The following is a 26,080-nucleotide window of genomic DNA, read 5'->3' on the forward strand; positions in this document are numbered from 1 at the left end:
TCCCCCTTCCCCCCCACCCCTTCCACCCCTTCCGCCCCTTCCGCCCCTTCCGCCCCTGCACCCATTTCGCACCATCTAGATAATTTTGTCGTACTAGTCGCATGGCGCCGCATCCTCGCAGGGCGGCCCCGTCCCGCCGACCCGACACCGCTGCCGCCCGCGCACCATCCACCGACTGGCCCACACGAGCCGGCTCCGGCCTCCCTGACCGACAATGGCCCGGTGAACGACCTCGATCCCGCCACCTTCCTCATCCCCCTCCTCACCCCCGAGGGGCACGCCCTCCTGGACGAGGTGCGCGGCACCGAGCCGGCGCGGGAGCTGGCCGTGGCGACCCGGCTGCGCCGCGACCACCCCGCCGCCCTCGTCTCGGCCGCGATGGCCCAGGCACAGCTGCGGCAGCGGGCGGTGGCGAAGTTCGGGGCGGCGGACGCGGAGCGGATGTTCTTCACGCCGAACGGGGTCGAACAGTCGACCCGGGCAAGCGTGGCCACGTACCGCGCCCGGTGTTTCCAGGCGCTCGGCGTGCGCTCCGTCGCCGACCTGTGTTGCGGCATCGGCGGCGACGCGATCGCCCTCGCCCGGGCCGGCATCCGGGTCCTGGCCGTCGACCGCGACCCGCTGACGGCGGCGGTGGCCCGCGCCAACGCCGACGCGCTCGGCCTCGCCGACCTGATCGAGGTACGGGAGGCGGACGTCACGGACATCGACACCTCCCCGTACGACGCGGTCTTCGTCGACCCGGCCAGACGCGGCGGCCGAGGCCGGATCTTCGACCCCGAGGCGTACTCACCCCCGCTCTCCTGGGCCGTCGCCACCGCCCTCAAGTCCCCGCGCGCCGCACTGAAGATCGCCCCCGGCATCCCTCACGAGGCGGTCCCCGCCGAGGCCGAGGCCGAGTGGATCTCGGACGGCGGGGACGTGAAGGAGGCGGTGCTGTGGTTCGGCACGGGCACGGAGGGCGCCGTCCGCGCGACCCTCCTCCCCGGCCCGCACACCCTCCCCGGCCGCGGCCTCCCCGACCCCGACGTCCGTCCGGTGGGGCGCTACCTCTACGAGCCCGACGGCGCCGTCATCCGGGCCCACCTCGTCGCCGAGGTCGCCGAGGCCCTGGGGGGCGGCCTGATCGACCCCACCATCGCCTACGTCACCGCCGACGAGCACCACGTCACCCCATACGCCACCGCCTACGAGATCACCGACCGACTCCCCTTCAACGTCAAGAAGTTGAAGGCCATGCTGAGGGAACGCGAGGTCGGCGTCCTGACCGTGAAGAAGCGGGGCTCGGCCGTCGAGCCGGAGGAGCTGCGCAAGAAGGTCGAGCCCCAGGGCCCGAACTCGGCGACGGTCTTCCTGACCCGGGTCGCGGGGGCACCGACGATGCTGATCGGGCATCCGGTCAGGACATAGTGAGCGGGACTTTCACCACACCCCCTGGCCGCACTACTCCTCGCTGGCGGCCGCCTTCCGCAGCAGCAGCCCCCGCTCCCGCTCGTTCCGCGCCAGCCCCGCCGCGCGTTCGAACTCGGCCCGGGCCTCCGCCGTACGGCCCAGCCGTCGCAGCAGATCGCCGCGGACGCTCGGCAGCAAGTGGTAGTCGCGCAGGGCGGGTTCGGTGGCGAGGCGGTCGACGATCTCCAGGGCGGGTTCCGGGCCGTCGGCCATCGAGACGGCGACCGCGCGGTTGAGTTCGACGACGGGGGACGGGGAGCGGGCGGCGAGCAGGGCGTAGAGGGTGGCGATCTTCGGCCAGTCCGTCTCCTCGTAGCTGTAGGCCTGGGCGTGGCATGCGGCGATGGCCGCCTGGAGGGCGTACGGGCCGGGGGCGCCCGGGGAGAGGGCGTTGGCGCGGCCGAGGGCGGTGAAGCCACGGGTGATGAGGAGGCGGTTCCAGCGGCGCCGGTCCTGGTCCTTGAGGAGGACCGGCTCGCCGGACGGGCCGGTGCGGGCGGCGGCTCGCGACTCCTGGAGCTCCAACAGGGCCACCAGGCCGTGTACTTCGGGTTCCTTGGGCATCAGCCCCGCCAGCTGCCGGGCCAGCCGCAGGGCGTCCTCGCACAGGGCCGGGCGCAGCAGGTCGTCACCGGCGGTGGCCGCGTACCCCTCGTTGAAGATGAGGTAGATGACCTCCAGTACGGAGTTCAGCCGGGCCTGGCGGTCCGGACCGTAGGGCACCTCGAAGGCGACGGCCTTGGCCGCGAGGGTCCGTTTGGCGCGCACGATGCGCTGGGCGACGGTCGCCTCCGGGGCGAGGAAGGCGCGGGCGATCTCCGGCGTGGTCAGGCCGCCGAGGAGGCGGAGCGTGAGGGCGATACGGGCCTGGGCGGACAGCACCGGGTGGCAGGCGGTGAAGACGAGGCGGAGCAGGTCGTCGTCGATGTCGTCAGGGTCATGAAGGGCGGACGGCTCGTCGAGGTGCGGCCCCGCCGCCTCCAGGTCCCGGCCCACCTCCGCGAGCTTCCGGGCGTACCGTTCCCGGCGCCGTACGAGGTCGATCGCGCGGTGCTTGGCCGTGGCCATGAGCCAGGCGCCCGGGTTGTCCGGAACCCCGTCCCGCGGCCACTGCTCCAGCGCCGCGACCAGCGCGTCCTGCGCCAGCTCCTCGGCGATACCGACGTCCCGCACGATCCGGGCGACGCCGGCGATGACGCGGGGGGATTCGAGCCGGAAGACGGTGTCGATGGCGTTCAGGGCCGACTGGGCGGGGCCGGTGGGCTGTGGTGTCACAGCCCACCATCAGACACCCGTACGGCTCCAGTGCAAAGAAACGAGCCCGTCAGCCCTCCTGGATCTCCCGCACCTCGCACGTGACCGTCCAGTGCTCCTCGTGCATCTTCAGGAACCGCTTGGCCCACTCGACGGCCTCGGCCATGTCCTTGCACTGCATGAGCGCGTAGCCGCCCACGACCTCCTTGGTCTCGGTGAACGGCCCGTCGGTGACCGACAGTTCGCCGCCCTCCCAGCGCACCCTCTTTCCCTGCGCGGTCGGCATCAGCCCGGCGGTGTCGAGCATGACCCCCGCCTTGGTGATCTCCTCCAGCAGGTCCCCCATCCGCTGCATCAGCTCGGGGCTCGGGCCCTCGGCGGGCACGGTGGACTCGTCGAGCCGGACCATCGACAGATAACGCGGCATGGTGACTCCTTCGGTAAGGGTCGGCGGGGTCTCTCCCCGCCTCTCACCCTTGCGTCGAACGGGCCCCACGCGAATCGACACGGCCGCCGAGATTTTTTCGAGACTCCTCGTTCGGGACTCTTCGTTCGGGACTCCTCGCTCGAGACTCCTCGCTCGGGACTCCTCGCTCGGGACTCCTCGCTCGGGACTCCTCGGCTGCCTCGACGGACTGAAGGCTCACTTCAGCGACTCCCACAGCTCGCCCGCCTCCGGCTCGTCCGGGACCACGCGGTTGCGGTCCCAGAGGGCCGTGGTCACCGGCATCGTCACGGTCGTCGTGTCGTCGGCGGACAGCCCCCTGAGGCTCTCGCCGAGGCTCATCAGTTCACTCAGCGAGTCCAGCCCGGTGTCCGTCGTCAGGCTGCCCGTGATCGCGTCGGCGGCCTTGTAGAGCTTGGCGGGGTCGGTCAGGAGGTTCGTGGACGCGATCTGCTCCAGCAATGACTTGACCAGCGTCTGCTGGAGCCCGATGCGGCCGAGGTCGCTGCCGTCGCCGATGCCGTGGCGGGTGCGGGCGAGGGCCAGGGCCTGTTCGCCGTCCAGGTGGTGGGTGCCGGCCGCCAGCGTCAGATGGCTGTCCTCGTCGTCGATGGCCTCGTCCGTGGTCACCGTGACGCCACCGAGGGCGTCGACCAGCTTCGCGAAGCCCGAGAAGTCGATCTCGATGTAGTGGTCCATGCGGACGTCCGTCATCGCCTCGACCGTCTTCACCGCGCACACCGGCCCGCCCACCGCGTACGCGCTGTTGAACATCGCGTTGTACGCCACCGATGTCGAACCGCCCGACTCCTTGGGGCAGGACGGGCGGGTGACCAGCGTGTCGCGCGGGATGCTGACGACGGTCGCCTCGGTGCGGCCCTCGTCGATGTGGACCACCATCGCCGTGTCGGAGCGGGCACCGGAGTCCTGACCGCCGCCGCCGAGTTCGGCGTTCTCCTCGCCGCTGCGGGAGTCCGAGCCGAGGACCAGGACGTTCAGCGCGCCGCTCGGCAGCGGGACGGCGGCGGCCGAAGGGGACACCTGGGGCTTCGCCGGGCGGTCGTCGCCGAGCGCGCTGTTGATGTCGACGCTCGTGATGTTGTCGTTGAGCTGCCAGAACGCCCAGCCCGCCCCACCCGCGCCGAGTACGAGGACGCCGGCGAGCGCGAACCCGGCGGCTTTCAGTCGACGCGACCGCCGACCGAGCCGTCTGTCCAGGTCCGAGCCCTCGTTGTCGTCCCCGTACTCGTTCTCTTCACCAGTCACACACAGGAACGTAAGTCCGAATTGTTACGCGCAGAAACCTCCCGCGCCCATTCCTTCGGGAATTCTCGGACTTCTCAGCCCAACGTCACCGTAGGCACCGGATTGCTCCCGCTCCACGACGCGTTGAACCCGAAGGTCACCGAACTGCCGTTCGGCACGCTCCCGTTCCAGGACGCGTTCGTACAGCTGACCGTCGCGCCGGTCTGCGTACAGGTCGCGTTCCAGGCCTGACCGATCCGCTGCCCGGCCCCGAAGGTCCAGTTGACCCGCCAGGAGGAGAGCGAGGAGCCGCCCGTACAACGGATCGTCACATTGCCGGTGAAGCCCGTGTTCCACTGGTTCGCCACGCTGTACGCGGCCGTGCAGCCGTCCGGGACCGGCGGCTGGCTTCCCGTGCCGCCGAGCGCGGTCACGATGCCGTAGTACGCGGGTTTCGGCGCGTAGTTCTCGTCGTACGGGGTCGCCGCGCCCTGGCCCGGGAAGGTGTCCGGGATCCAGGAGTCGGAGTCGGTGAAGCCCCAGACCGTGACGCCGGTGCACCGGGTCACCGCCACGCACGCCTTCACCACGGCCTCGTACTCGGTGCGCTGCTGGGCCAACTTGGCTTCGGTGGCCGGCAGTTGCATACGGATGTCGAGTTCCGTGATGGCGACGTCCACGCCCAGGTCGGCGAAGCGCTGGATGTTCTGCTGGAGCGTGGAGGGGACCTGGCCCAAGATCAGGTGGGCCTGCAACCCCACACCGTCGATCGGGACGCCGCGTGCCTTGAGGTCCCTGACCAGGTTGTACAGGGCGGTGCTCTTCGCGTTGACGCCCTCGACGTTGTAGTCGTTGATGTAGAGCTTGGCGGCCGGGTCGGCGGCACGGGCGGCGGTCAGGGCCTGGGCGATGTAGTCGGCGCCGAGGCCGTTGTACCAGAGGGTCTGGCGGTAGGTGCCGTCCTCGTTGAACGGCTCGTTCACCACGTCCCAGGCGGCCAGCCGGCCCTTGTAGCGGCCGACCTCGAGCGCTATGTGGTCGTTCATCAGCTGGCTGAGCTGCGCGGATGTCCAGGTGCCGTTGTCGAGCCAGCTGGGGTTCTGGCTGTGCCAGACGAGGGTGTGACCGCGCACGTCCTGGTCGTGGGCCTCGGCGAAGTCGACGATCTGGTCGGCCTCGGTCCAATTGAAGTTGCCCCGGGTCGGCTCGACGGAGCCCCATTTCATGGCGTTGCCGGGGGTGAGCCAGTTGAACTCCCGGCCCGCGATCTCACCGTATGTGCCGGTGAGCTTGGAGCCGGTGACCGCGGTGCCGATGGCCTTGCCCTTGGCCGCGGCGAGGTCCCGCAGGGGCGGGTCGGCGGCGTGGGCGGCGGGGGCCGCGACGAGCACGGTGGCTGCGGCCACTGCGGCCGTGAGCCCGGTGAACAACTTACTGATGGAACTCATGGAGGTGCTGAGAGCGGATCTCATTGCGGGTGCCTCCGAAAGTTTCGGTCGTGTAACCGATTGACTTCGGAGCAGTGTGAGGGCGCCAGAACACTGGTCAATACAGCAACACGGCCCCCCGGCTAAACCGCCGGGAGCCCTGGCACCCCCGTACTGCTCCGCACCACCAGACTCGTAGCCAGCTCCACCCTCGTAGCCGCCGAAGCCCCCTCCTGCCTCCCCAGGTCCAAGACCAGCCGGGCCGCTGCCTCGGCCATCTCCATCAGCGGCTGCCGTACGGTCGTCAGCGGCGGCCCCACCCAGCGGGCCACCGGCAGATCGTCGAAGCCGACCACGCTCAGATCCTCGGGGATACGGAGCCCCAGCTCACGAGCGGCTTCGTAGAGGCCGAGCGCCTGGAGGTCGTTCCCGGCGAAGACGGCGGTCGGGCGGTCGGGGCGGCGCAGCAGCTCCAGGCCCAGCCGGTAGCCGGTCTCGTGGTGGAAGTCCCCCGCCTTGATCAGATCGGCGTCGACCGGCAGCCCGGCGGTCTCCAGCGCGGCCCGGTAACCGTCGACCCGGGCGCGGCTGCACATCATCCGCGAGGGCCCGCTGATGGCGCCGATGCGCCGGTGGCCGAGTTCGACCAGGTGCCGGGTGGCGGCGAGGCCCCCCTGCCAGTTGGTGGCGCCGATCGAGGGCACGTCGTCGCCGGGGTCGCCCGCCGGGTCCATGACCACGAACGGGATGGACCTGCTGGTCAGGAGCGCGCGCTGGGACTCGTCGAGGCCGGACAGGACGAGGACGACACCGTGCGGCCGGCGGGCGGCGACCTGGTCGGCCCAGGTGCGGCCGGGGGTGAGCCGGCCCGCGCTCTCGGAGAGCACGACGCTCAGCCCCTCCTCCCGGGCCACGTTCTCGACGCCCCGGATGACCTCCATCGCCCAGGCGCTCTCCAGCTCGTGGAAGACCAGGTCGATGAGGGGGGACCGGGTCGCCTCGGCGCGCCGGCGCCGGTAGCCGTACTCGCGCAGCAGCTCCTCGACCCGGGTGCGGGTCGTGGGCGCCACATCGGCACGGCCGTTGAGCACCTTCGAAACAGTCGGAGCCGAAACGCCGGCCTGCCGGGCGATCTCGGCCAGCGTCGCCGTCTGCGTGGACTGCGACGTACGCACTCTTGTCTGGGTTTCCTCAGGCTTCGCGGGCTTCATGGGCCGGATCGTATCCCTGCGCGACCTCTTGACGAACCCTTTCGACCGCCATAGGTTCCCGGAACATTCGAATACCTACCCGAAACATTCGTCCATACTCACTCATCCACCATGCTCGTGAGAGGTGCTGTCATGGAGTCGAACAGAGGTCGGACGTTCAGCAGGCGCTGGGTCCTCGGCGCCGGCGCCGCCTCACTGCTCACCACCGGGCTCACCGCCTGCGGCGGCTCCGGCGGCGGCGCGAGCGGGGACGGCAAGACGATCACGGCGTTCGTGTACGGCGACGACGCGGTGAAGGTCCAGAAGGCCGGCGTCGCCCGGTTCAACAAGTCGGCCGCGGCGAAGAAGGCCGGCGGCACGGTCAAGCTCACCGAGGTCCCCGGCTCCGACTACTCCCCCAAGCTCCGCACGGCCATGGGCTCCCCGAGCGCCCCGGACGTCTTCTTCAACTGGGGCGGCGGCTCCATCAAGGCCTACGAGGAGGCGGACAAGCTCGTCGACCTCACCGACATCATCGAGGGCGACCCGGTCCTCAAGAACGGCTTCCTGCCCTCCGTACTCGCCGCCGGTGACCTGGGGGGCCGCCACTACGGCATCCCGATGCGCGGCATGCAGCCGGTGATCCTCTTCTACAACAAGTCCGTCTTCGCCGAGCACAAGCTCCAGCCACCCACCACCTGGGACCAGCTCCTCGACATCAACGCCAAGCTGAAGAAGGCGAAGATCACCCCCTTCGCGCTCGGCGGCTCCGACGTCTGGCCCAACCTGATGTGGCTGGAGTACCTGGTCGACCGCCTCGGCGGCCCCGAGGTCTTCAAGCGCATCCAGGACGGCGACGCCGAGGGCTGGGGCGACCCGGCCGTCCTCAAGGCCGCCGAACTGGTCAAGGAACTCATCGACGACGGCGCATTCGGCTCCAAGTTCACCTCGGTGTCGTACGTCAACGGCGGCGCCCCCGCTGTCTTCGCACGCGGCAAGGCCGCCATGCACCTGATGGGCTCCTGGGAGTACTCGACCCAGCTCGGCAAGTTCCCGGACTTCGCCAAGAGCAACCTGGGCTGGGCCGCCTTCCCGACCGTCGAGGGCGGCACGGGCGACGTCCGCAACGTCGTAGGCAATCCCACCAACTACTGGTCGATCAACGCCCGTACGAAGAACAAGGACCTGGCGATCGGCTTCCTCAAGGAATGCGCCTCGGAGGCGTACGCCAAGGACCTCATCGACAACGGCGACGTCCCGACCACCTCCAACGCGGCCAACCTGCTGTCCTCCTCGCCCAACCCCGAGTACGCGAAGTTCCAGTACGACATGGTCCAGCAGGCCCCGGCCTTCACCCTCTCCTGGGACCAGGCGCTCGGCGACGCGCTGGGCACCAAGATGCACACGGAGATAGGCAAGCTGTTCGCGGGGCAGGCCTCACCGAGCGAGTTCGTGGCGGCGTGCAAGGGGCTGAAGTGACCACGACGGTCGACAAGCGGCAGGCGGCCCCCACTGCTCCCACGAGGAACTCGCGTATCGGCCGCCCGCACGCCGTCTGGGCCCTGCCCGCCGTCCTCTTCTTCACCTTCTTCGCCGTGGTCCCCATGGGCCTCGCCTTCTACCTGTCCTTCACCGAGTGGGACGGCCTCGGCGACCCCCGCCCCGTCGGCTTCGCCAACTGGCAGAAGCTCCTCGACGACCCCCGCCTCACCCAGTCCCTCTCGCTGACCGTCGTCCTGACGGTCGCCAGCTGGGCGTTCCAGACCGTCGTGGCCCTGCTGCTCGGCGTATGGGCGGCGGGCCGCCAGCGCAACCGCGCCGTCCTCTCCGCGATCTTCTTCGTCCCGTTCCTGCTCTCCTCCACCGCCATCGCGATCCTCTTCTACGCCCTCCTCGACCCGAACTTCGGCATCATCCAGAAGGACACCCTGGGCTCGCAGAGCGGCGCGTTCCTCGCGATCGTCTTCGTCGGCGGCTGGCAGTTCATCCCCTTCCACACCCTGATCTACCAGGGCGGGGCCCGCCAGATCCCCGAGGTCCTCTACCAGGCGGCAGCCATCGACGGCGCCGGCCGCTACCGCCAGTTCTTCTCGATCACGCTCCCACAGCTGCGCCACACGATCACCACGTCCACGGTCCTGATGGTCGTCGGCTCACTGACGTACTTCGAGACCGTCCTGATCCTCACCAAGGGCGGCCCCGGCACGGACACCGCGATCCTGCCGTACCTGATGTACGAGGCGGGCTTCAAGACGTACGACTTCGGCTACGCGAGCGCCATCGCGTCCTTCCTGGTCCTGGCCGCGACGGGCCTCTCGCTCGTCCTGGTCCGGCTGACGGGCTTCGGCACCATGCGCAGCACCCGCGAAGGGATGTGACGGAGTGTCACACGACACGTTGCCGCGTCCCACGAAGACCCGGCAGCCGGAGGAGAACCGGCCCATGGAGTCACCCCGCCGCCGACGCCACTGGACGAAGCGCGCCAACCCGGTGGCGGGCCTGGGCGCGTTCATCTGGCTGGTCATCGTCCTCGTCCCGATCTACGCGATGCTGTCGGCCTCCCTCACGGGCGCGGACAAGGCCCTCACCGGCAACCCGCTGCGCCCGCCGTCCGACCCCACCCTCGACAACTACGGCACCGTCCTCGACAGCGACTTCGGCCATCTCCTCAGCAACACGGCGATCGTGGCGGTCGTGGTCGTAGGCATCGTCCTCACCCTCTCGATCCCCCTGGCCTACGTCGCCGTCCGCACCCGCGACCGCTGGTCGAACGCGGCGTTCCGCCTGTTCCTCCTCGGCGTGGCGATCCCGGCCCAAGCGGTCGTCGTGCCGTTGTATCTGCTGATCGCGAAGCTCGGACTCTACGACTCCCTCCCGGCCGTCATCCTCCCGACGGCCGCCTTCGCCATGCCGGTCTCGGTCCTGGTCCTGGTAGGCACGCTCCGGGACGTCTCCGAAGACCTGTACGAGGCGATGGCCCTGGACGGCGCGTCCCCGCTGCGGATGCTGTTCCAGCTGACGATCCCGCTCGCCAAGGGCGGCATCAGCACGGTCGTCATCTACTCGGCGCTCCAGGCCTGGAACGGCTTCCTCTTCCCCCTGATCTTCACCCAGTCCGACGGCCCCCGGGTCCTCACCCTCGGACTCTTCAACTACGTCAGCCAGTTCGGCGTCAACATCCCCGCCCTGCTCGCCTCGGTCGTCCTCTCCGGCATCCCCATCTTCGCCGTGTACCTGGTGGCGCGGCGGGCGCTGGTGGGCGGGTTGATGGGGGTGGGCGGCAAGTGATCCACCCGTCCTCACCTTCTGTTGCACCGACCCCCTACAGGAGTTTCATGACCACCGCTTGGCGTGACCGCGCCCTGCCCCCCGCCGACCGCGTCGATGACCTGCTCTCCCGGATGACCCTGGAGGAGAAGACCGCGCAGCTGTACGGCGTGTGGGTGAATAACGACAGCATCGGCGAGGACGTCGCCCCCCAAGAGCACGAGATGTTGGAGTCGTTCGACTTCGACGAGCTGATCACCCGAGGTCTGGGCCAGCTCACCCGCCCCTTCGGTACGGCACCCGTGGACCCGGCGCTGGGCGCGGAGGCACTGGCCCGCGTTCAGCGCCGCATCATCGCCGCGAACCGTTTCGGCATCCCCGCGGTCGCGCACGAGGAGTGCCTGGCCGGCTTCACGGCCTGGCAGGCCACCGCGTACCCGGTCCCGTTGGCCTGGGGTGCGACCTTCGACCCACCCCTCGTCGAGAAGATGGCCCGGCACATCGGCAGCGACATGGCCTCCCTCGGCATCCATCAGGGCCTGTCCCCCGTGCTGGACGTCGTCCGCGACCCGCGCTGGGGGCGGGTCGAGGAGACGATCGGCGAGGACCCGTATCTGGTGGGCACGATCGGCTCCGCGTACGTACGGGGCCTGGAGTCGGCCGGGATCGTGGCGACGCTGAAGCACTTCGCCGGGTACGCGGCTTCCGTGGGCGCCCGCAACCACGCCCCCGTACGGGCGGGCGTACGCGAGTTCGCGGACGTGACGCTCCCGCCGTTCGAGATGGCGTTGCGGGAGGGCGGAGCCCGCTCGGTGATGGCGGCGTACACGGAGACGGACGGCGTCCCGGTCTCGGCGGACCCGGCGTTGCTCACCGAACTCCTGCGCGACGACTGGGGCTTCACCGGCACGGTCGTCTCCGACTACTTCGGCATCGGCTTCCTGGAGACCAACCACCGCGTGGCGGGCAGCCGCGTGGAGGCGGCCCACGCGGCCCTGGCGGCCGGCCTCGACGTCGAACTGCCGATCCTGCGCTGCTACGGCGAGGAACTGGTGACCGCCGTGCGATCCGGCGAGATCCCCGAGGCCCTGGTGGACCGGGCCGCCCGCCGGGTCCTGCTCCAGAAGTGCGAGCTGGGCATGCTGGACGAGGACTGGACGCCACCGGTGGCTACAAGGGTGGAGCTGGACCCGCCCGAGAACCGGGCCCTGGCCCGCGGTATCGCCGAGAAGTCGGTGGTCCTGCTGGACAACCCGGACGACGTACTGCCGCTGGCCCCGGACATCAGGATCGCGGTGGTGGGCCCCCGCGCCGACGACCCCCTGGCCATGCTGGGCTGCTACTCCTTCCCGTCCCATGTCCTCCCGGACCACCCCGGCACCCCGCTCGGCATCGAGATCCCCACCGTCCTCGACTCCCTCCGCGCGGAAATCCCCGACGCGAAGATCACGTATGCCGCTGGTTCGGATGTCTCCGGCGACGACACCGGCGGCTTCCCGGAGGCGGTCGCGAGGGCGGCGGAGGCGGACGTCTGCGTGGCGGTCCTGGGCGACCGGGCGGGCCTCTTCGGGAGGGGCACGTCGGGAGAGGGGTGCGACGCGGAGGACCTCCGGCTGCCGGGCGTCCAGGCGAAGTTGCTGGACGCCCTGACGGCGACGGGTACGCCGGTGGTGCTGGTCCTGCTCACCGGCCGCCCGTACGCGCTGGGCCGCTGGAACGGCCAACTGGCGGCGACGGTCCAGGCGTTCTTCCCCGGCGAGGAGGGCGGCCCGGCGGTGGCGGGAGTGCTGGCGGGCCGCGTCTCCCCCTCCGGCCGCCTCCCGGTGAGCGTCCCGCACCGCCCCGGAGGCCAGCCCTGGACGTACCTCCAGCCCCCACTCGGCCTGGCGGGCGGGGCGAGCAACCTGGACCCGACCCCGCTGTATCCCTTCGGGCACGGCCTGTCGTACACGTCGTTCGCGTGGGAGGACTTCACGGGCGGCGGCGACGAACCGTCGGAGATCGACACGGACGGTACGTACGACGTGTCACTGACCGTCCGCAACACGGGAGACCGGGCGGGCGCGGAGGTCATCCAGCTCTACCTCCACGACCCGGTGGCCTCGGTGACCCGCCCGGACGTCCGCCTGATCGCCTACCGGCGGCTGGAGCTGGAGCCGGGCGAGGCGTCCCGCGTGACCTTCCGCTTCCACGCGGACGTGTCGTCCTTCACCGGACGGTCCGGGCGCCGGGTGGTCGAACCGGGCGCCCTGGAACTGCGGTTGGGCGCGTCGAGCGCCGACATCCGCCATACGGCCCGGTTGACGCTGACAGGGCCTGCGCGCGAGTTGGGCCAGGACCGCAGGTTGCACTGCGAGACGGAGGTCCGGGCCGTGGAGGCCTGACGTTCAGTCCGCCTGGGCCGCCGCATACGAGACGAACGCGGCCCAGGCGGAGGGATCGAGGCCGAGGTGGGGGCGCGGAACCGGCACCGAACAGCCGCGTACCCCACCCCGAGTACGCGCCGCGCCGGCGGTCAGTCCGCCCCCAGCGACTCGAACCGCCACCGATGCACCGCCCGGCTGACCAACTCCCCGTCCGGCTCCGGCAGTTCGGGCAACTCGGCGTCGTACGCCGCGTCCCACCACGTGATGACCAGCACCCGGTCCTGAGGCGCCCGGAGGGTCTCGCGACGCAGGAGCCGTCGGCCGTCACGGTCCAGCAGCTTCTGTGCCCGGGCCCAGTCGAGGAGTTCGGCCCCGCGCCCCTCGACGGCCCGGGCTTCCCACATCAACGCGACGGTCACGAGTACAGGTTGTCCTTCGCGAGCTCGTGCACGTGGTCGTGCGCAGGCACCGCACCCGGCACATGCGGATCCGTCACAGGCAACGACGAGTCCGCCGACAGATCCCAGTCCGAGGCGGCACGCCCCCGGGCCACCATCTCGGCGCCCAGAGCCGCCACCATCGCCCCGTTGTCCGTGCACAACTTCGGTCGCGGCACCCGGAGCCGGATCCCGGACGCCTCGCACCGCTCCTGCGCGAGCGCCCGCAGTCGGGAGTTGGCGGCGACGCCGCCGCCGATCATCAGGTGGTCGACGCCCTGGTCCTTGCAGGCCCGTACGGCCTTGCGGGTCAGCACGTCCACGACCGCTTCCTGGAAAGAAGCCGCCACATCCCGCACCGGCACCTCCTCCCCCGCCGCCCGCTTGGCCTCGATCCAACGGGCCACGGCGGTCTTCAACCCGGAGAAGGAGAAGTCGTACGCGGGGTCGCGGGGCCCGGTGAGCCCGCGCGGAAACGCGATCGCCTCCGGGTCCCCTTCCCTCGCGTACCGGTCGATGACCGGCCCGCCCGGGAACCCCAGATCGAGTACACGCGCGATCTTGTCGAAGGCCTCGCCCGCGGCGTCGTCGATGGTCGCCCCCATCGGCCGTACGTCCGAGGTGATGTCCGTCGAGAGCAGCAAGGACGAGTGCCCACCAGACACCAGCAGCGCCATCGTCGGCTCGGGCAGCGCCCCGTGCTCCAGCTGGTCCACACAGATGTGCGACGCGAGGTGATTGACGCCGTACAACGGCTTCCCCAGCGCGTACGCGTACGCCTTGGCCGCCGAGACCCCCACCAGCAGGGCGCCGGCGAGCCCCGGCCCCGCCGTGACCGCGATGCCGTCGAGGTCCTTCGCGCTGACCCCCGCCTCCTTCAGCGCCCGGTCGATGGTCGGGACCATCGCCTCCAGGTGGGCCCGCGAGGCCACCTCGGGCACGACGCCACCAAACCGCGCGTGCTCGTCGACGCTGGACGCGATCGCGTCCGCGAGCAACGTCGTCCCCCGGACGATCCCGACACCGGTCTCGTCGCAGGAGGTCTCGATCCCCAGGACCAGGGGTTCGTCAGCCATTGATCTCGGTTCCTTGTACGGAGGTCGAAGGGGAGTTGAGGCACATGACGAGGGCGTCGACGTTGCCCGGCTGGTAGTAGCCGCGGCGGAAGCCGATCGCCTCGAAGCCGAAGCGCTCGTACAGCTTCTGGGCGCGGACGTTGTCGACCCGGCATTCGAGCATCACCTGGACGCACTCGAACGCGGTCGCGGCCCGCAGCAGCTCGGTCAGGATCAGCGCGCCGAGCCCGGTGCCCCAGTGGTCTCGGGCGACGGCGATGGTCTGTACGTCGGCGACATCACCGGCGGCGGTGAGGCCCCCGTACCCGACGATCGGCCCGCCCGCCGGGTCCTCGGCGACGACGTACCGCCGGGTTGCCTCCGGCCCGCGCGCATGGGCGAGGTCCGACCAGAACATGCCTCGGGACCAGGCGTCCTCGGGGAAGAGGTCCTTCTCCAGCTCCAGTACGGGCTCGATGTCCCACCAGCGCATCTCGCGCAGCACCGCGGTCGTCACTTGGGGGTGACCACCTTGTAGTTCTTGGGCACCTGCGCGTCCGGCCGGCGCAGGTACAGCGGCCGGGGCGCGGGCAGTTCCGCACCCTTGCCCAGCCGCTCGGCGGCCAGCGCGGCGAGGGCGGCCGCGGAGACATGCTCGGGCGCGCGGGCGTCCGGGAAGGTCTCGGGGTAGAGCAGCGCGCCCGCCCCGACGGCCGGCAGCCCGGCAACCACGTCGGCGATCTCGGCGGGCCGGTCGACGGCCGGTTCCGTCACTCTCGTCCGCGGGTCCTCGTACCGGGCCCAGTAGACCTCCTTGCGCCGGGCGTCGGTCGCCACGACGAAGGGACCCTCGACCTCGGCCGCGTACGCGAGCCCGTCGAGCGTGCACAGTCCATGGACGGGGACCCCGAGGGCGAGCCCGAAGGTGTCGGCGGTCATGAGCCCGACGCGCAGCCCGGTGTACGGGCCGGGGCCGACGCCGACGACGACGCCGGTGACGGCGTCCAGCCGGACGCCCGCCTCGGCGAGGACGCGGTCGACGGCGGGCAGCAGCAGTTCCCCGTGCCGACGCGCGTCCACCTGGCTCGACGCGGCGACGACGTCCGTCCCGTCGTGCAGCGCGACGGTGACGGCGGGGGTGGCGGTATCCAGAGCGAGCAAGAGCACGCAAACAGCCTACGGCGCTTCCGCCGGACGCACGGCCGCCCCGGACCACCGCCACTCTGCTGCTACCGTCACAGCACAGACGTACTTCAAGGGCGTACGTGGGTACGAGAGGTGGGCACACAAGGTGGCCAGTAGCAGCTCGGGATTCGTGGCCGGGCTCACCGCGGCGGCCATCGCCGCAGTCGGTTTCCTCACCTATCAGGCGTCGGCGAACGTCCCCGACGACCTCAGGAAGCCGTCCGCCTCCGAAACCCCGGCGGCCAAGCAGTCCAAGGCACCCGCCGAGCAGGAGAAGGACAAGGCCGGGGCCCTGCCCGAGTCCTCGGGCACCGGCGAGCGCGTCGTCTACTCCCTCGACGAGGACCGCGTCTGGCTGGTCGGCGCGAGCGAGAAGATCACCCGCACCTTCGAGGTCACCCCCAGCACGGTCGACCCCACCCCCGCCACCTACACCGTCACGTCCCGCTCCGCCGCCGTCACCGGCTCCGACGGCACCCCCATCGAACACGTGGTCCGCTTCGCCACGGTCGACGGCGTGGTCATCGGCTTCAGCGCGGCGGTCGACGGCTCCACCCCGCAGCCCGACCCCACCACGAAAACGGGCGGCATCCGCGAGTCCCGCAAGGACGGCAAGGCCATGTGGGACTTCGCGGGAATCGGCACGAAGGTGGTAGTGGTCAAGTAGGGCTCGCGCCCCGTAAGGGGCGCGGGGCGTGACATATGCGGCTCCGCCGCGTGGGCGCGGTCAGCCCCCACCCACCCGCAGCCGCGATGCGACCGCAGACCCTCGCGGAGCGCTACGCAGCCTTGGGGCGCCGCACTTCAACAGGCTTGGGCGCAACCTGGCGCGGCGGTGTCGACACAACTCTCGCCGCCGCACACGAGGCCAGAAGGTCCCGCATGGACACCCCAGCCACCCCGGACGGCTGCCGCTCAAGTCGATCTGATGCCGCCATGGACGCCTCCTGGTGCAACCGGCGAACCAAGTTAGGTAGACCTAACCAAGGACTGGTTACCATGTGACCACGCCGAAGACGCCAAATGCAACATCTTGCCGACACCTTGTCGGACTCAGGCAGGACTCAGGCAGGACTCAGGCAGGACTCAGGCAGAGAGAGCGCCCAGCTCCACCGAGGCCCACCGCTTCCCCAGCCCGGTCACCGTCACATGCCGAACCTCATCGGTCGTATCGCCGACCGCCCGGTGAATGACGACATTCAGCCGGTCGTCCGTCAGCTCCTCGACCTTCCCCTCGCCCCACTCCACCACGATCACGGAATCCGGCAGCGAGACATCAAGATCAAGGTCCTCCATCTCGTCCAGGCCGCCCCCCAGCCGATACGCGTCGACATGGACCAGCGGCGGCCCGTCCCCCAACGACGGATGCACCCGGGCGATGACAAAGGTCGGCGAGGTGACCGCACCCCGCACCCCGAGCCCCTCCCCGAGCCCTCGGGTCAGGGTCGTCTTCCCGGCCCCCAGCTCCCCGTTGAGCATGACGAGATCGCCCGCACGCAGCAGCTTGGCCAGGCGGCGACCCAGCTCGCGCATCCGGTCAGGGGAACCGACTGTGAGGCGAACAGTGACGCCATCGGGCGCCGAAACGTGCGATGTCATGGTCTCTTCCATCGTCACTCACTTGCCGTAGTACGCTGATCACGTCCCGCGAGGGACCGGTTCGGGCTGGACCGCAGCCGAAGGCTGGAAGCCACCTCCGTCAGGAGGAGGCGGAGTCACAACCACTTACGGTAGCCGTAAGCGGTATCGCCCCCGCGCGGGCGAGCAGATCAGCGAGGCGGTCGGTGACGAGTTCCGGGTGCTCCAGCATGACCAGATGCCCGGCGTCCGGCACCAGCACCAACTCCGCGTCCGGCAACGCGTCCGCGATTGCTTCGCTGTGCTCACTCGGTGTGACGAGGTCCTTGACCCCGGCCAGCACGAGCACCGGCAGTCCCGCGAACGCCGTCAGCGCCTCGGTCTTGTCGTGTTCGGTGAACGCCGGATAGAACTCGGCGACGACGTCGATCGGCGTGCCCTCGATCATCCGCTCGGCGAACCTCGCGACCGCCGGGTCGACGTCCCGGGACGCGAACGAGTACCGCTTGATGATCCCGGTGAACAGATCGGCGGTGGCCCGCCGCCCCCGCTCCACCAGCGCGGCCTGCTGCCCCAGCGCCTTCAGCACGCCGGGCAGCACCCGCCGCACCGCGTTGACGCCCGCGACCGGCAGCCCGAAGTTGACCTCGCCGAGCCGCCCCGACGACGTACCCACCAGGGAGACCGCGACGACCCGTTCCCTGATCAGCTCGGGGTAGTGGTCGGCCAGCGCCATGACGGTCATACCGCCCATGGAGTGCCCGACGAGCACGATGGGGCCCTCGGGCGCGGCCGCGTCGATGACGGCCTTCAGGTCGCGCCCGAGCCGGTCGATGGTGACCGGCGCCGCGTCGGGCGTTTGGGCCGCGCGCCCGGAGCGGCCGTGGCTGCGCTGGTCCCAGTGCACGGTCCGTACGACACCGCGCAGCGCGGCCCGCTGGAAGTGCCAGGAGTCCTGGTTGAGGCAGTAGCCGTGGCTGAAGACGACAGTGACCGGCGCCGGGGCCTTTCGGCCGAAGAGCCGGCGCCTGCGGGAGGACAGGCCCCCCTCGGGCTCGACGTCGTCGACCTCGTAGTACAGCTCGGTGCCGTCGTCCGCGTACGCCTTGCCGGGGGTGCCGCGCAGCGCGCCGTACGGGCCGGTGGAGTCGAGCGCGAGGCGGGCCTTTCTGCGCATGCCGCGTCCGACGGTGAGCCGCTCTATGGCGACACCGGCGGCGGCGCCCGCGGCGACCACGCCTATCGCGGCCCCCGCGATTCCGGCCCTGCGCCAGATCCCGTCGGCGGAGGCCGCCGTGGCGGCGGCCGCACTCGCGACGGCCTCCACGGCCTCCGCGCTGCCTTCGCTCACGTCTGCTCCTCTTCGCCGACTTCCGGTGCTACCGCTCGCATACCCGTACGGGGTTACCCGTCTTGTTCGTCTTTCACGTACTCGTGTACTGACTCGCGGTGAATACGGGGCTCACTCACCCGTGTTCACATAGACGCGCGGAACGCGGGTTCCGATCCGCGTCACGATCTCATACCCGATGGTTCCGGCCGCCTGTGCCCAGTCCTCGGCGGTCGGCTCACCCCGGTCGCCCGTCCCGAACAGCACCACCTCGTCCCCCGCGGCGGGTTCGTCCCCGCCGAGGTCGACGACGAACTGGTCCATGGCGACCCGCCCGGCGACCGTCCGCCACTTGCCGCCGACCAGCACGGGCCCGGTGCCGGAGGCGTGCCGGGGGATACCGTCCGCGTAGCCGACGGGGACCAGGCCGAGGGTCGTGTCGCCCGGGGTGACGTAGTGGTGCCCGTAACTGACGCCGTGGCCCCCGGAGACATGCTTGACGAGCGCGAGCGAGGCGCTGAGCCGCATCACCGGGCGCAGCCCGAGGTCGGCCGAACTGCCCAGCTCCGGGCTGGGTGAGATCCCGTAGACGGCGATTCCCGCCCGTACGAGGTCGAAGTGGGCCTCGGGGAGGGTGAGTGTGGCGGGCGAGTTGGCGATGTGCCGCACCTCGGGGCGCACGCCCCGCTCCTCGGCGTACGCCACCATCGCGCGGAAGCGGGTGAGCTGGGCCTCGATGGACGGATGGCCCGGCTCGTCGGCGCAGGCGAAGTGCGACCAGAGCCCGGTGACCGAGACGACCCCGTCCGCCTCCGCGCGCAGCGCTTCATCGACGAGCTCGGTCCAGTCGTCGGGCTGACACCCGCTCCGCCCGAGTCCGGTGTCGGCCTTGAGCTGCACGCGCGCGCGTACCCCCGCCTGCCGCGCCGCCTCCGTGACCTCCCGAAGCGCCCACATGCCGCTGACCGAGACGTCCAGGTCGGCCTCGACGGCCTCCCGCCAGGGCCCGCCCGGCGTCCAGAGCCAGCACATGATCCGCCCCGGCAGCCCCGCCGCCCGCAGCGCGAGCGCCTCCTCGGGCGTCGCCGTCCCCAGCCAGGTCGCCCCCGCCTCGACCGCCGCCCGCGCACACCGCACCGCCCCATGGCCGTACGCGTCCGACTTGACCACGGCCATCAGGGCGGCACCCGGCGCCAGCGCGCGCAACGTCCGCACATTGGCCCGCAGGGCATCCAGATCGATCTCGGCGCGGGCCCGCAACGGCGAGCTCCGCAGAGGTGCTGTCTCACTCATGTCAGCCCCAGTGTCTCAGAGCCCACGGACACACCCCCGGCCCACCTCGATTCATTTGCCCGGCCGCCGCCCCCAGACGAAAACCCGATCCCCCTTCTTCAGAACCCCCCACAACGCCCGCGCATCCGCCAACCGCAGATTCACGCACCCCATGGACCCGATCTCCGTGTAAAGGGACCCGTACACCGCGTGAAACGCCTGCCCCCCACTGAAGAACTGGCTGTACGGCATGGGCTGGTGGTACAGCGTCGACCAGTGGTTCTTGTGCTTCCAATAGACCTTGTGCCACCCGGCCCGCGTCGGATACTGCGCCCGCCCACTCCGCATCGGCACCGGCCCGAACACCACCTTCTTCCCCTTCTGCACCCAGGTCAGCTGCCGAGACAGATCCACACACGCCACCTTGTACGTGCGCTCCGGGCACTTCCCGGCCGCGTTGGGCTTCTTCTGGGCGGACAGCTGCTGCATCCGCACCCAGGTCACCGGCCCCGCGAACCCGATCGCCGGCTTGATGCCGTGCTTGAGCTGGAACGCCCGGATGGCGAGACAGTCCGCAGACGACTGCTTCGCGTCCGCCTTCTTACGCTTGAGCCACTGCTCGACCTGCTTCTGATACGGCCCGGTCAGCTTCGTGCAGGAGACCTGGGCCTGGGCGATGGCCGCCGCCTCGCTGAGCGGCACGTACTCGATGAGGTCGTACGTCCCGGCCACCGCCTCCACCGGCTCGATCGCCTCCTCCTCGACGCCCGGCTCGTACACCTGCGGCGGCAACACCTGGTCCGGCGTGTCGATCGACCAGGGCTGGTTGGGGCCGGGCGGCACCCCGGGGACGAGTTGCTCGCTGCCGGGCCCGGGAGCGGGAGCGGGGACGGGGGTGGGCGGCGCGGTGTCGGCCAGGGCACCTTCCACGGGAAGGAGGGTCAGCAGGGCGAGGAGCGCGGTGACACCACGGAACGTCATGCGCCTGCTCGCCATTTGTCTGATGGTCATGCGATCAGCCATACGTGCCGTGCACGCGCGCGTGGACGCGCCGCGCGTCGGGTCACCCGATATGCGCGCGGGATGTCACCCGATATGAGGGCTCACCGAAGACCTCACTGTCACGTACAGTCACACAGAGCACACGGTAGGTCGCGATCAGGACGACACAGGGGTTGTATATGTGCGGAATCGTGGGATACATCGGCTCGCAGTCCGCCCTCGACGTGGTCCTGGCCGGACTGAAGCGGCTGGAGTACCGGGGCTACGACTCGGCGGGCGTGGCGGTGCCGGCGGACGGGGGCCTGGCCGCCGCCAAGAAGGCGGGGAAGCTGATCAACCTGGAGAAGGAGTTGGTCGGCCGCCCGCTGCCCACCGGCTCCACCGGTATCGGCCACACCCGCTGGGCCACGCACGGCGGCCCCACGGACACCAATGCCCACCCGCACCTCGACAACGCGGGCCGGGTGGCCGTCGTCCACAACGGCATCATCGAGAACTTCGCCGCGCTCCGCGCCGAACTGGCCGAGCGGGGCCACGACCTGGTCTCCGAGACGGACACGGAGGTGGTGGCACATCTGCTCGCCGAGGAGTTCTCGTCGTGCGACGACCTCGCGGAGGCGATGCGGCTGGTGTGCCGGCGGCTGGAGGGCGCGTTCACGCTGGTCGCGGTGCACGCGGACGCGCCGGACGTGGTCGTGGGCGCCCGCCGGAACTCGCCACTCGTGGTGGGCATTGGAGAGGGCGAGGCCTTTCTCGCCTCGGACGTCGCCGCGTTCATCGCCCACACGCGGTCGGCGATCGAGCTGGGCCAGGACCAGGTGGTGGAGCTGCGCCGGGACGGCGTGACGGTGACGACGTTCGACGGCCGCCCCGCCGAAGTGCGCTCCTACCACGTCGACTGGGACGCGTCGGCGGCCGAAAAGGGGGGTTATGACTACTTCATGCTCAAGGAGATCGCCGAGCAGCCCAAGGCGGTCGCCGATACGCTCCTGGGCCGCATCGACGCCTCGGGCTCACTGACGCTGGACGAGGTCCGCATCGGCGCGGCCGAACTGCGCGAGGTGGACAAGGTGGTCATCGTCGCGTGCGGTACGGCGTTCCATGCCGGCCTCATCGCCAAGTACGCCATCGAGCACTGGACGCGGGTCCCGTGCGAGGTGGAGCTGGCGAGCGAGTTCCGTTACCGGGACCCGATCCTCGACCCCCGCACCCTCGTCATCGCCATCTCCCAGTCCGGCGAGACCATGGACACGCTGATGGCGCTGCGCCACGCCCGCGAGCAGGGCTCCCGCGTCCTCGCGATCTGCAACACCAACGGCTCGACGATCCCCCGCGAGTCGGACGCGGTGCTGTACACCCACGCGGGTCCGGAGGTCGCGGTCGCGTCGACGAAGGCGTTCCTGACCCAACTGGTGGCCTGCTACCTCGTCGCGCTCTACCTCGGCCAAGTACGGGGCACCAAATGGGGCGACGAGATCCAGGCGGTGATCCGCGACCTCTCCAGAATCTCCCACGAGGTGGAGCGGGTCCTGGAAACCATGGAGCCCGTACGGGAGTTGGCCCGCACCCTGGCCGCCAAGAACACGGTGCTGTTCCTGGGCCGCCACGTCGGCTACCCGGTCGCCCTCGAAGGCGCCCTGAAACTCAAGGAACTGGCCTACATGCACGCGGAGGGCTTCGCGGCGGGCGAGCTGAAGCACGGCCCGATCGCCCTGATCGAGGAGGACCTCCCGGTGGTGGTCCTGGTTCCGTCCCCGGCCGGCCGTTCCCTCCTCCACGACAAGATCGTCTCCAACATCCAGGAGATCCGCGCGAGAGGCGCCAGCACGATCGTCATCGCGGAGGAGGGCGACGAAACGGTGGTCCCGTACGCCGACCACCTGATCCGCATCCCGCCGACCCCCACCCTCCTCCAACCCCTGGTCGCCACGGTCCCCCTCCAGGTCTTCGCCTGTGAACTCGCCACCGCCCGAGGCAACGAGGTCGACCAGCCGCGGAACCTGGCGAAGTCGGTGACAGTGGAGTGACCCGGCGCCGACCCGGCATCGTAGGGTGCGGCCCATGCCCATCATCGGAGTCGGCATCGACGTCGCCGAGATCGACCGTTTCCGCGCCGCCATGGAACGAACCCCCACCATGGCCGAACGCCTCTTCCTGCCGAGCGAACTCCTCCTCCCGAGCGGCGAACGCCGAGGCATCGCCTCCCTCGCCGCCCGCTTCGCCGCCAAGGAAGCCCTCGCCAAGGCCCTGGGCGCCCCCGCCGGCCTCCACTGGACCGACGCCGAGGTCTACGTAGAACCCACCGGCCAACCCCGCCTCCGAGTAACCGGCACGGTAGCGGCCCGCGCCACCGACCTCGGCGTCAAGTCCTGGCACATCTCCCTGAGCCACGACGCCGGGGTGGCCTCGGCGGTGGTGGTGGCAGAGGGGTAGGCGCAGCTGCGGGCAATCGTGCCGCTGGGGCGATGGGGGTACCTCCCGCTCATGGGGGCACCTCCCGCTCGAGCGGAGCCGAGAGTGGGGGAGAAGCCGAGAGGGGGGAGGGTGGGCGCAGCGGCACCTCGTAGCGCCGAGCAGCGCCCGCCAGCCCCGACTCCGGGTGCCCAACACCCCAAGCCCGACTGTCCTCGCACCCGCCCCCACCCACAAGGCAGACTCACCCCATGCGCTCAGCCCACCGCGTAGAAACCGTCCGCACAGCCGAACGCACCCTCATGGCCCAACTCCCCGACGGCGCCCTGATGCAACGCGCGGCCGCAGGCCTGGCCGCAGCCTGCGCAGCCGCCCTCCCCCACATCTACGGCAGCCGCATCGTCCTCCTCACCGGCAGCGGCGACAACGGCGGCGACACCCTCTACGCAGGCGCCCGCCTGGCCAAGCGCGGCGCAGGAGTGACGGCCGTCCTCCTCAACCCCACCCGCACCCACCCCGAAGCCCTCAAGGCCCTCCTCCGAGCAGGCGGCACCACAACCACCCCCACCGCCCCCACCACACCGTCCCTCATCAACCGGGCCGACCTCATCCTCGACGGCATCGTCGGCATCGGCGGCAAGGGCGGCCTCCGCCCCGAAGCCGCCCCCCTGGCCGAGCTCGCAGCCGCCTCCCCCGCCACCGTCGTATCCGTCGACCTCCCCAGCGGCATCGAACCCGACACGGGCGAGGTGAACGGCCCGGCCATCCACGCCGACCTCACCGTCACCTTCGGCACCCACAAACCGGGCCTCCTCATCGACCCGGCCCGCGAGCACGCCGGCTCCGTACGCCTGATCGACATCGGCCTCGCGAGCACCCTCCCCGCCACCCCCGACGTGGAGTCCCTCCAGCACGCCGACGTGGCGGCCCTGCTCCCCCACCCGTCCCCGGAGAGCGACAAGTACCGCCGGGGGGTGGTCGGCATCGCGGCGGGCTCGGCCCGCTACCCGGGCGCGGCGGTCCTCGCGGTCGCGGGCGCCCTACGCGGCGGCGCGGGCGCCGTCCGCTACGTGGGCCCGGCCGCGGACGCCGTACTGACCCGCTTCCCGGAAACCCTGGTGTCGGACAAGGGCCCGAGAAAGGCCGGCCGAGTCCAGGCGTGGGTGACCGGCCCGGGCGCCGGCGACGACGCGGCCCCGGTCGCCGAGGCCCTCTCCACCGACGTCCCCGTCCTGCTCGACGCGGACGGCCTCCGCCTGGCGGACCGCGACGCCGTACGAGCCCGCACGGCACCCACTCTCATGACCCCGCACGCCGGCGAGGCCGCGGCCCTCCTGGGCGTCTCCCGCGAGGAGGTGGAGTCGGCCCGCCTCACCGCCGTACGCGACCTGGCCCGCGGCTACCACGCCACGGTCCTCCTCAAGGGCTCCACGACCCTGATCGCCACCCCCGACGACGACACCCCGGTCCGCGTCAACCCCACCGGCACCCCCTGGCTCGCCACGGCCGGCAGCGGCGACGTCCTCTCCGGCCTCGCGGGCTCCCTCCTCGCCGCCGGCCTCTCCCCCCTGGACGCGGCGAGCGCGGCCGCCTACCTGCACGGCCTGGCGGGCCGTTACGCCGCGAAAGGCGCGCCCACAATCGCCCAGGACGTGGCGGAAGCCATCCCGGCGGCCTGGCGCGACATCACGGCCTGACGAACGCCCGTAGGCCCCCTACTCCCCGTCCTCGATCCGCTCGATGGCGTCCCGCACCATCCCCAGATACTCGACCTCCTCGCACCGCGGCTTGCTTCCCATCCGGTACATGTCGAGGCAGTCGTAGAGGTACTCCCCGAGATCCTCGTCCGGCAGATCGACCGCCAGTTCGCTGCACACGCGCCCGGTGAGATCCGGTTGTTCAGCGCGCGTGGATCTTCGACGCAGGACGTTCTGAATACGCAAGGCGGCAGTCCCCAAACCCCATGACCCACATGGTCGGCCGAAAGGCGGTTCCCTCCCGACTGCCCGGACGCTAGACCCCTCAACCGCCCCAGGTCCATACTTTGACCACGGTTCACGCACAGTAATGACACAGTCGTAAGCGGCGTGACGGACCCCACCCGCCACCCACCCATCACTCCGTTCGAACTCCGTTAACAATGGACTGTGATCTCTCCGGTCTCCTCGATGCCCCGGAGCGCCCACCGGCAGCGGCCGGAGGCGACTCCCTACGTCGACCTCACCCGTTCCGAGTGGAGCGCGCTGCGCGACAAGACGCCGCTGCCGCTGACCGCCGAGGAGGTCGAGAAGCTGCGTGGCCTGGGCGATGTCATCGACCTCGACGAGGTACGGGACATCTATCTGCCGCTGTCCCGACTTCTCAACCTCTACGTGGGCGCCACGGACGGCCTGCGCGGCGCCCTGAACACCTTCCTGGGTGAACAGGGCTCCCAGTCCGGCACCCCGTTCGTCATAGGCGTCGCCGGCTCCGTGGCGGTCGGCAAGTCGACCGTCGCCCGCCTCCTCCAGGCCCTCCTCGCCCGCTGGCCGGAACACCCGCGCGTGGAACTGGTCACCACGGACGGCTTCCTGCTCCCCATGAAGGACCTCCAGGAGCGCGGCCTGGTCTCACGGAAAGGCTTCCCCGAGTCGTACGACCGCCGGGCACTCACCCGTTTCGTCGCCGACATCAAGGCCGGCAAGGACGAGGTGACGGCGCCCGTCTACTCCCACCTCATCTACGACATCGTCCCCGACCGGCGGCTCACGGTCCGCCGTCCCGACATCCTCATCGTCGAGGGCCTGAACGTCCTCCAGCCCGCCCTCCCCGGCCAGGACGGCCGCACCCGCGTCGGTCTCGCCGACTACTTCGACTTCAGCGTGTACGTCGACGCGAGCCCCGACGACATCGAACGCTGGTACCTCAACCGCTTCAAGAAGCTCCGCCAGACCGCCTTCCAGAACCCGGACTCGTACTTCCGCAAGTACACCCAGGTCTCCGAGGAAGAGGCCCTCGACTACGCCCGCGGCCTCTGGCGCACCATCAACAAGCCCAACCTGGTCGAGAACATCGCCCCCACCCGGGGCCGCGCCACGCTCATCATCCGCAAGGGAACCGACCACAAGGTCCAACGCCTCAGCCTGCGCAAGCTGTGAGACGGCACCCCATGGACGTAACGTCG

General features: G+C 70.6%; 24 protein-coding genes. 10 read left to right on the forward strand and 14 right to left on the reverse strand.

Annotated elements, in window-relative coordinates; all coding sequences use genetic code 11:
- Positions 1-222: 222 nt before the first annotated feature.
- The gene (locus CES90_RS07720) at positions 223-1,410 is read left to right on the forward strand and encodes a class I SAM-dependent methyltransferase (RefSeq protein WP_189782242.1); all 1,188 of its coding nucleotides are present in this window, start codon (positions 223-225) and stop codon (positions 1,408-1,410) included.
- Positions 1,411-1,443: 33 nt separating this feature from the next.
- Here the strand turns inward: CES90_RS07720 and CES90_RS07725 are convergent, their stop codons facing one another.
- The 5 genes from CES90_RS07725 to CES90_RS07745 all read right to left on the reverse strand — a co-directional run bounded on the left by CES90_RS07725 (position 1,444) and on the right by CES90_RS07745 (position 7,034).
- Positions 1,444-2,727, reverse strand: a complete 1,284-nt coding sequence (locus CES90_RS07725; RefSeq protein WP_189782241.1) for an RNA polymerase sigma factor — start codon at positions 2,725-2,727, stop codon at positions 1,444-1,446.
- Positions 2,728-2,776: 49 nt separating this feature from the next.
- Positions 2,777-3,133: a YciI family protein gene (locus CES90_RS07730; RefSeq protein WP_189782240.1), complete on the reverse strand. Its 357-nt coding sequence runs from the start codon at positions 3,131-3,133 to the stop codon at positions 2,777-2,779.
- Positions 3,134-3,349: 216 nt separating this feature from the next.
- Entirely contained in the window at positions 3,350-4,417 is a 1,068-nt protein-coding gene (locus tag CES90_RS07735) for an LCP family protein (protein ID WP_229913723.1), read from the reverse strand.
- Between the two features lie 74 nt (positions 4,418-4,491).
- On the reverse strand, positions 4,492-5,844 hold the full coding sequence (locus tag CES90_RS07740; RefSeq protein WP_229913722.1) for an endo-1,4-beta-xylanase: 1,353 nt from the start codon (positions 5,842-5,844) through the stop codon (positions 4,492-4,494).
- A gap of 122 nt (positions 5,845-5,966) precedes the next feature.
- Positions 5,967-7,034: a LacI family DNA-binding transcriptional regulator gene (locus CES90_RS07745; protein WP_189782238.1), complete on the reverse strand. Its 1,068-nt coding sequence runs from the start codon at positions 7,032-7,034 to the stop codon at positions 5,967-5,969.
- Between the two features lie 132 nt (positions 7,035-7,166).
- Here CES90_RS07745 and CES90_RS07750 point away from each other — a divergent pair, with 132 nt between their 5' ends.
- From CES90_RS07750 to CES90_RS07765, 4 genes are all read left to right on the forward strand, one after another.
- Positions 7,167-8,492, forward strand: a complete 1,326-nt coding sequence (locus CES90_RS07750; RefSeq protein ID WP_189782237.1) for an ABC transporter substrate-binding protein — start codon at positions 7,167-7,169, stop codon at positions 8,490-8,492.
- A complete protein-coding gene (locus tag CES90_RS07755) occupies positions 8,489-9,391 on the forward strand; it encodes a carbohydrate ABC transporter permease (protein ID WP_189782236.1) in 903 nt (300 codons plus the stop codon). Before CES90_RS07750 ends, CES90_RS07755 begins: the two co-directional genes overlap by 4 nt.
- Positions 9,392-9,455: 64 nt before the next feature.
- Positions 9,456-10,301, forward strand: coding sequence for a carbohydrate ABC transporter permease (locus CES90_RS07760; protein WP_189782235.1), 846 nt, complete (start codon positions 9,456-9,458; stop codon positions 10,299-10,301).
- A 47-nt stretch (positions 10,302-10,348) separates the two neighbouring features.
- Positions 10,349-12,664, forward strand: coding sequence for a beta-xylosidase/alpha-l-arabinosidase (locus tag CES90_RS07765; protein ID WP_189782234.1), 2,316 nt, complete (start codon positions 10,349-10,351; stop codon positions 12,662-12,664).
- Positions 12,665-12,795: 131 nt separating this feature from the next.
- On the opposite strand, the gene CES90_RS07770 is transcribed toward CES90_RS07765, so the two are convergent.
- The 4 genes from CES90_RS07770 to tsaB are packed head-to-tail and all read right to left on the reverse strand — an operon-like array spanning position 12,796 to position 15,305.
- A complete protein-coding gene (locus CES90_RS07770) occupies positions 12,796-13,065 on the reverse strand; it encodes a hypothetical protein (RefSeq protein WP_189782233.1) in 270 nt (89 codons plus the stop codon).
- Complete coding sequence (tsaD, locus tag CES90_RS07775; RefSeq protein WP_189782232.1) at positions 13,062-14,159, reverse strand: tRNA (adenosine(37)-N6)-threonylcarbamoyltransferase complex transferase subunit TsaD; 1,098 nt, start codon at positions 14,157-14,159, stop codon at positions 13,062-13,064. Before tsaD ends, CES90_RS07770 begins: the two co-directional genes overlap by 4 nt.
- Positions 14,152-14,655, reverse strand: coding sequence for a ribosomal protein S18-alanine N-acetyltransferase (gene rimI / locus CES90_RS07780; RefSeq protein ID WP_229913721.1), 504 nt, complete (start codon positions 14,653-14,655; stop codon positions 14,152-14,154). Before rimI ends, tsaD begins: the two co-directional genes overlap by 8 nt.
- On the reverse strand, positions 14,652-15,305 hold the full coding sequence (gene tsaB / locus CES90_RS07785; protein ID WP_189782231.1) for a tRNA (adenosine(37)-N6)-threonylcarbamoyltransferase complex dimerization subunit type 1 TsaB: 654 nt from the start codon (positions 15,303-15,305) through the stop codon (positions 14,652-14,654). The genes rimI and tsaB overlap by 4 nt, the downstream gene beginning before the upstream one ends.
- 124 nt (positions 15,306-15,429) lie before the next feature.
- Here tsaB and CES90_RS07790 point away from each other — a divergent pair, with 124 nt between their 5' ends.
- Positions 15,430-15,990, forward strand: a complete 561-nt coding sequence (locus tag CES90_RS07790) for a hypothetical protein (protein WP_189782230.1) — start codon at positions 15,430-15,432, stop codon at positions 15,988-15,990.
- 419 nt (positions 15,991-16,409) lie between these two features.
- Here the strand turns inward: CES90_RS07790 and tsaE are convergent, their stop codons facing one another.
- The 4 genes from tsaE to CES90_RS07810 all read right to left on the reverse strand — a co-directional run bounded on the left by tsaE (position 16,410) and on the right by CES90_RS07810 (position 20,514).
- A complete protein-coding gene (gene tsaE, locus CES90_RS07795) occupies positions 16,410-16,922 on the reverse strand; it encodes a tRNA (adenosine(37)-N6)-threonylcarbamoyltransferase complex ATPase subunit type 1 TsaE (RefSeq protein ID WP_189782229.1) in 513 nt (170 codons plus the stop codon).
- Positions 16,923-17,022: 100 nt separating this feature from the next.
- The gene (locus CES90_RS07800; RefSeq protein ID WP_189782228.1) at positions 17,023-18,252 is read right to left on the reverse strand and encodes an alpha/beta fold hydrolase; all 1,230 of its coding nucleotides are present in this window, start codon (positions 18,250-18,252) and stop codon (positions 17,023-17,025) included.
- A 111-nt stretch (positions 18,253-18,363) separates the two neighbouring features.
- Positions 18,364-19,524, reverse strand: a complete 1,161-nt coding sequence (gene alr / locus CES90_RS07805; RefSeq protein ID WP_189782227.1) for an alanine racemase — start codon at positions 19,522-19,524, stop codon at positions 18,364-18,366.
- Between the two features lie 51 nt (positions 19,525-19,575).
- Positions 19,576-20,514, reverse strand: coding sequence for a L,D-transpeptidase family protein (locus CES90_RS07810; protein WP_229913720.1), 939 nt, complete (start codon positions 20,512-20,514; stop codon positions 19,576-19,578).
- 170 nt (positions 20,515-20,684) lie between these two features.
- Here CES90_RS07810 and glmS point away from each other — a divergent pair, with 170 nt between their 5' ends.
- From glmS to CES90_RS07825, 3 genes are all read left to right on the forward strand, one after another.
- Complete coding sequence (gene glmS, locus CES90_RS07815) at positions 20,685-22,532, forward strand: glutamine--fructose-6-phosphate transaminase (isomerizing) (RefSeq protein ID WP_189782226.1); 1,848 nt, start codon at positions 20,685-20,687, stop codon at positions 22,530-22,532.
- Between the two features lie 34 nt (positions 22,533-22,566).
- The gene (locus CES90_RS07820) at positions 22,567-22,938 is read left to right on the forward strand and encodes a holo-ACP synthase (protein WP_189782225.1); all 372 of its coding nucleotides are present in this window, start codon (positions 22,567-22,569) and stop codon (positions 22,936-22,938) included.
- Positions 22,939-23,168: 230 nt separating this feature from the next.
- Positions 23,169-24,614 (forward strand): NAD(P)H-hydrate dehydratase, encoded by a 1,446-nt coding sequence (locus CES90_RS07825; RefSeq protein ID WP_189782224.1) that lies wholly within the window; start codon positions 23,169-23,171, stop codon positions 24,612-24,614.
- Positions 24,615-24,632: 18 nt separating this feature from the next.
- Here CES90_RS07825 and CES90_RS07830 read toward each other — a convergent pair whose 3' ends face one another.
- Complete coding sequence (locus CES90_RS07830) at positions 24,633-24,794, reverse strand: hypothetical protein (RefSeq protein WP_229913719.1); 162 nt, start codon at positions 24,792-24,794, stop codon at positions 24,633-24,635.
- A gap of 291 nt (positions 24,795-25,085) precedes the next feature.
- On the opposite strand from CES90_RS07830, the gene coaA reads away from it, so the two are divergent.
- A complete protein-coding gene (gene coaA / locus CES90_RS07835; protein WP_189782223.1) occupies positions 25,086-26,054 on the forward strand; it encodes a type I pantothenate kinase in 969 nt (322 codons plus the stop codon).
- Positions 26,055-26,080 lie beyond the last annotated feature (26 nt).

It is taken from the genome of Streptomyces capitiformicae (genome assembly GCF_002214185.1).
GTDB lineage: Bacteria > Actinomycetota > Actinomycetes > Streptomycetales > Streptomycetaceae > Streptomyces > Streptomyces capitiformicae.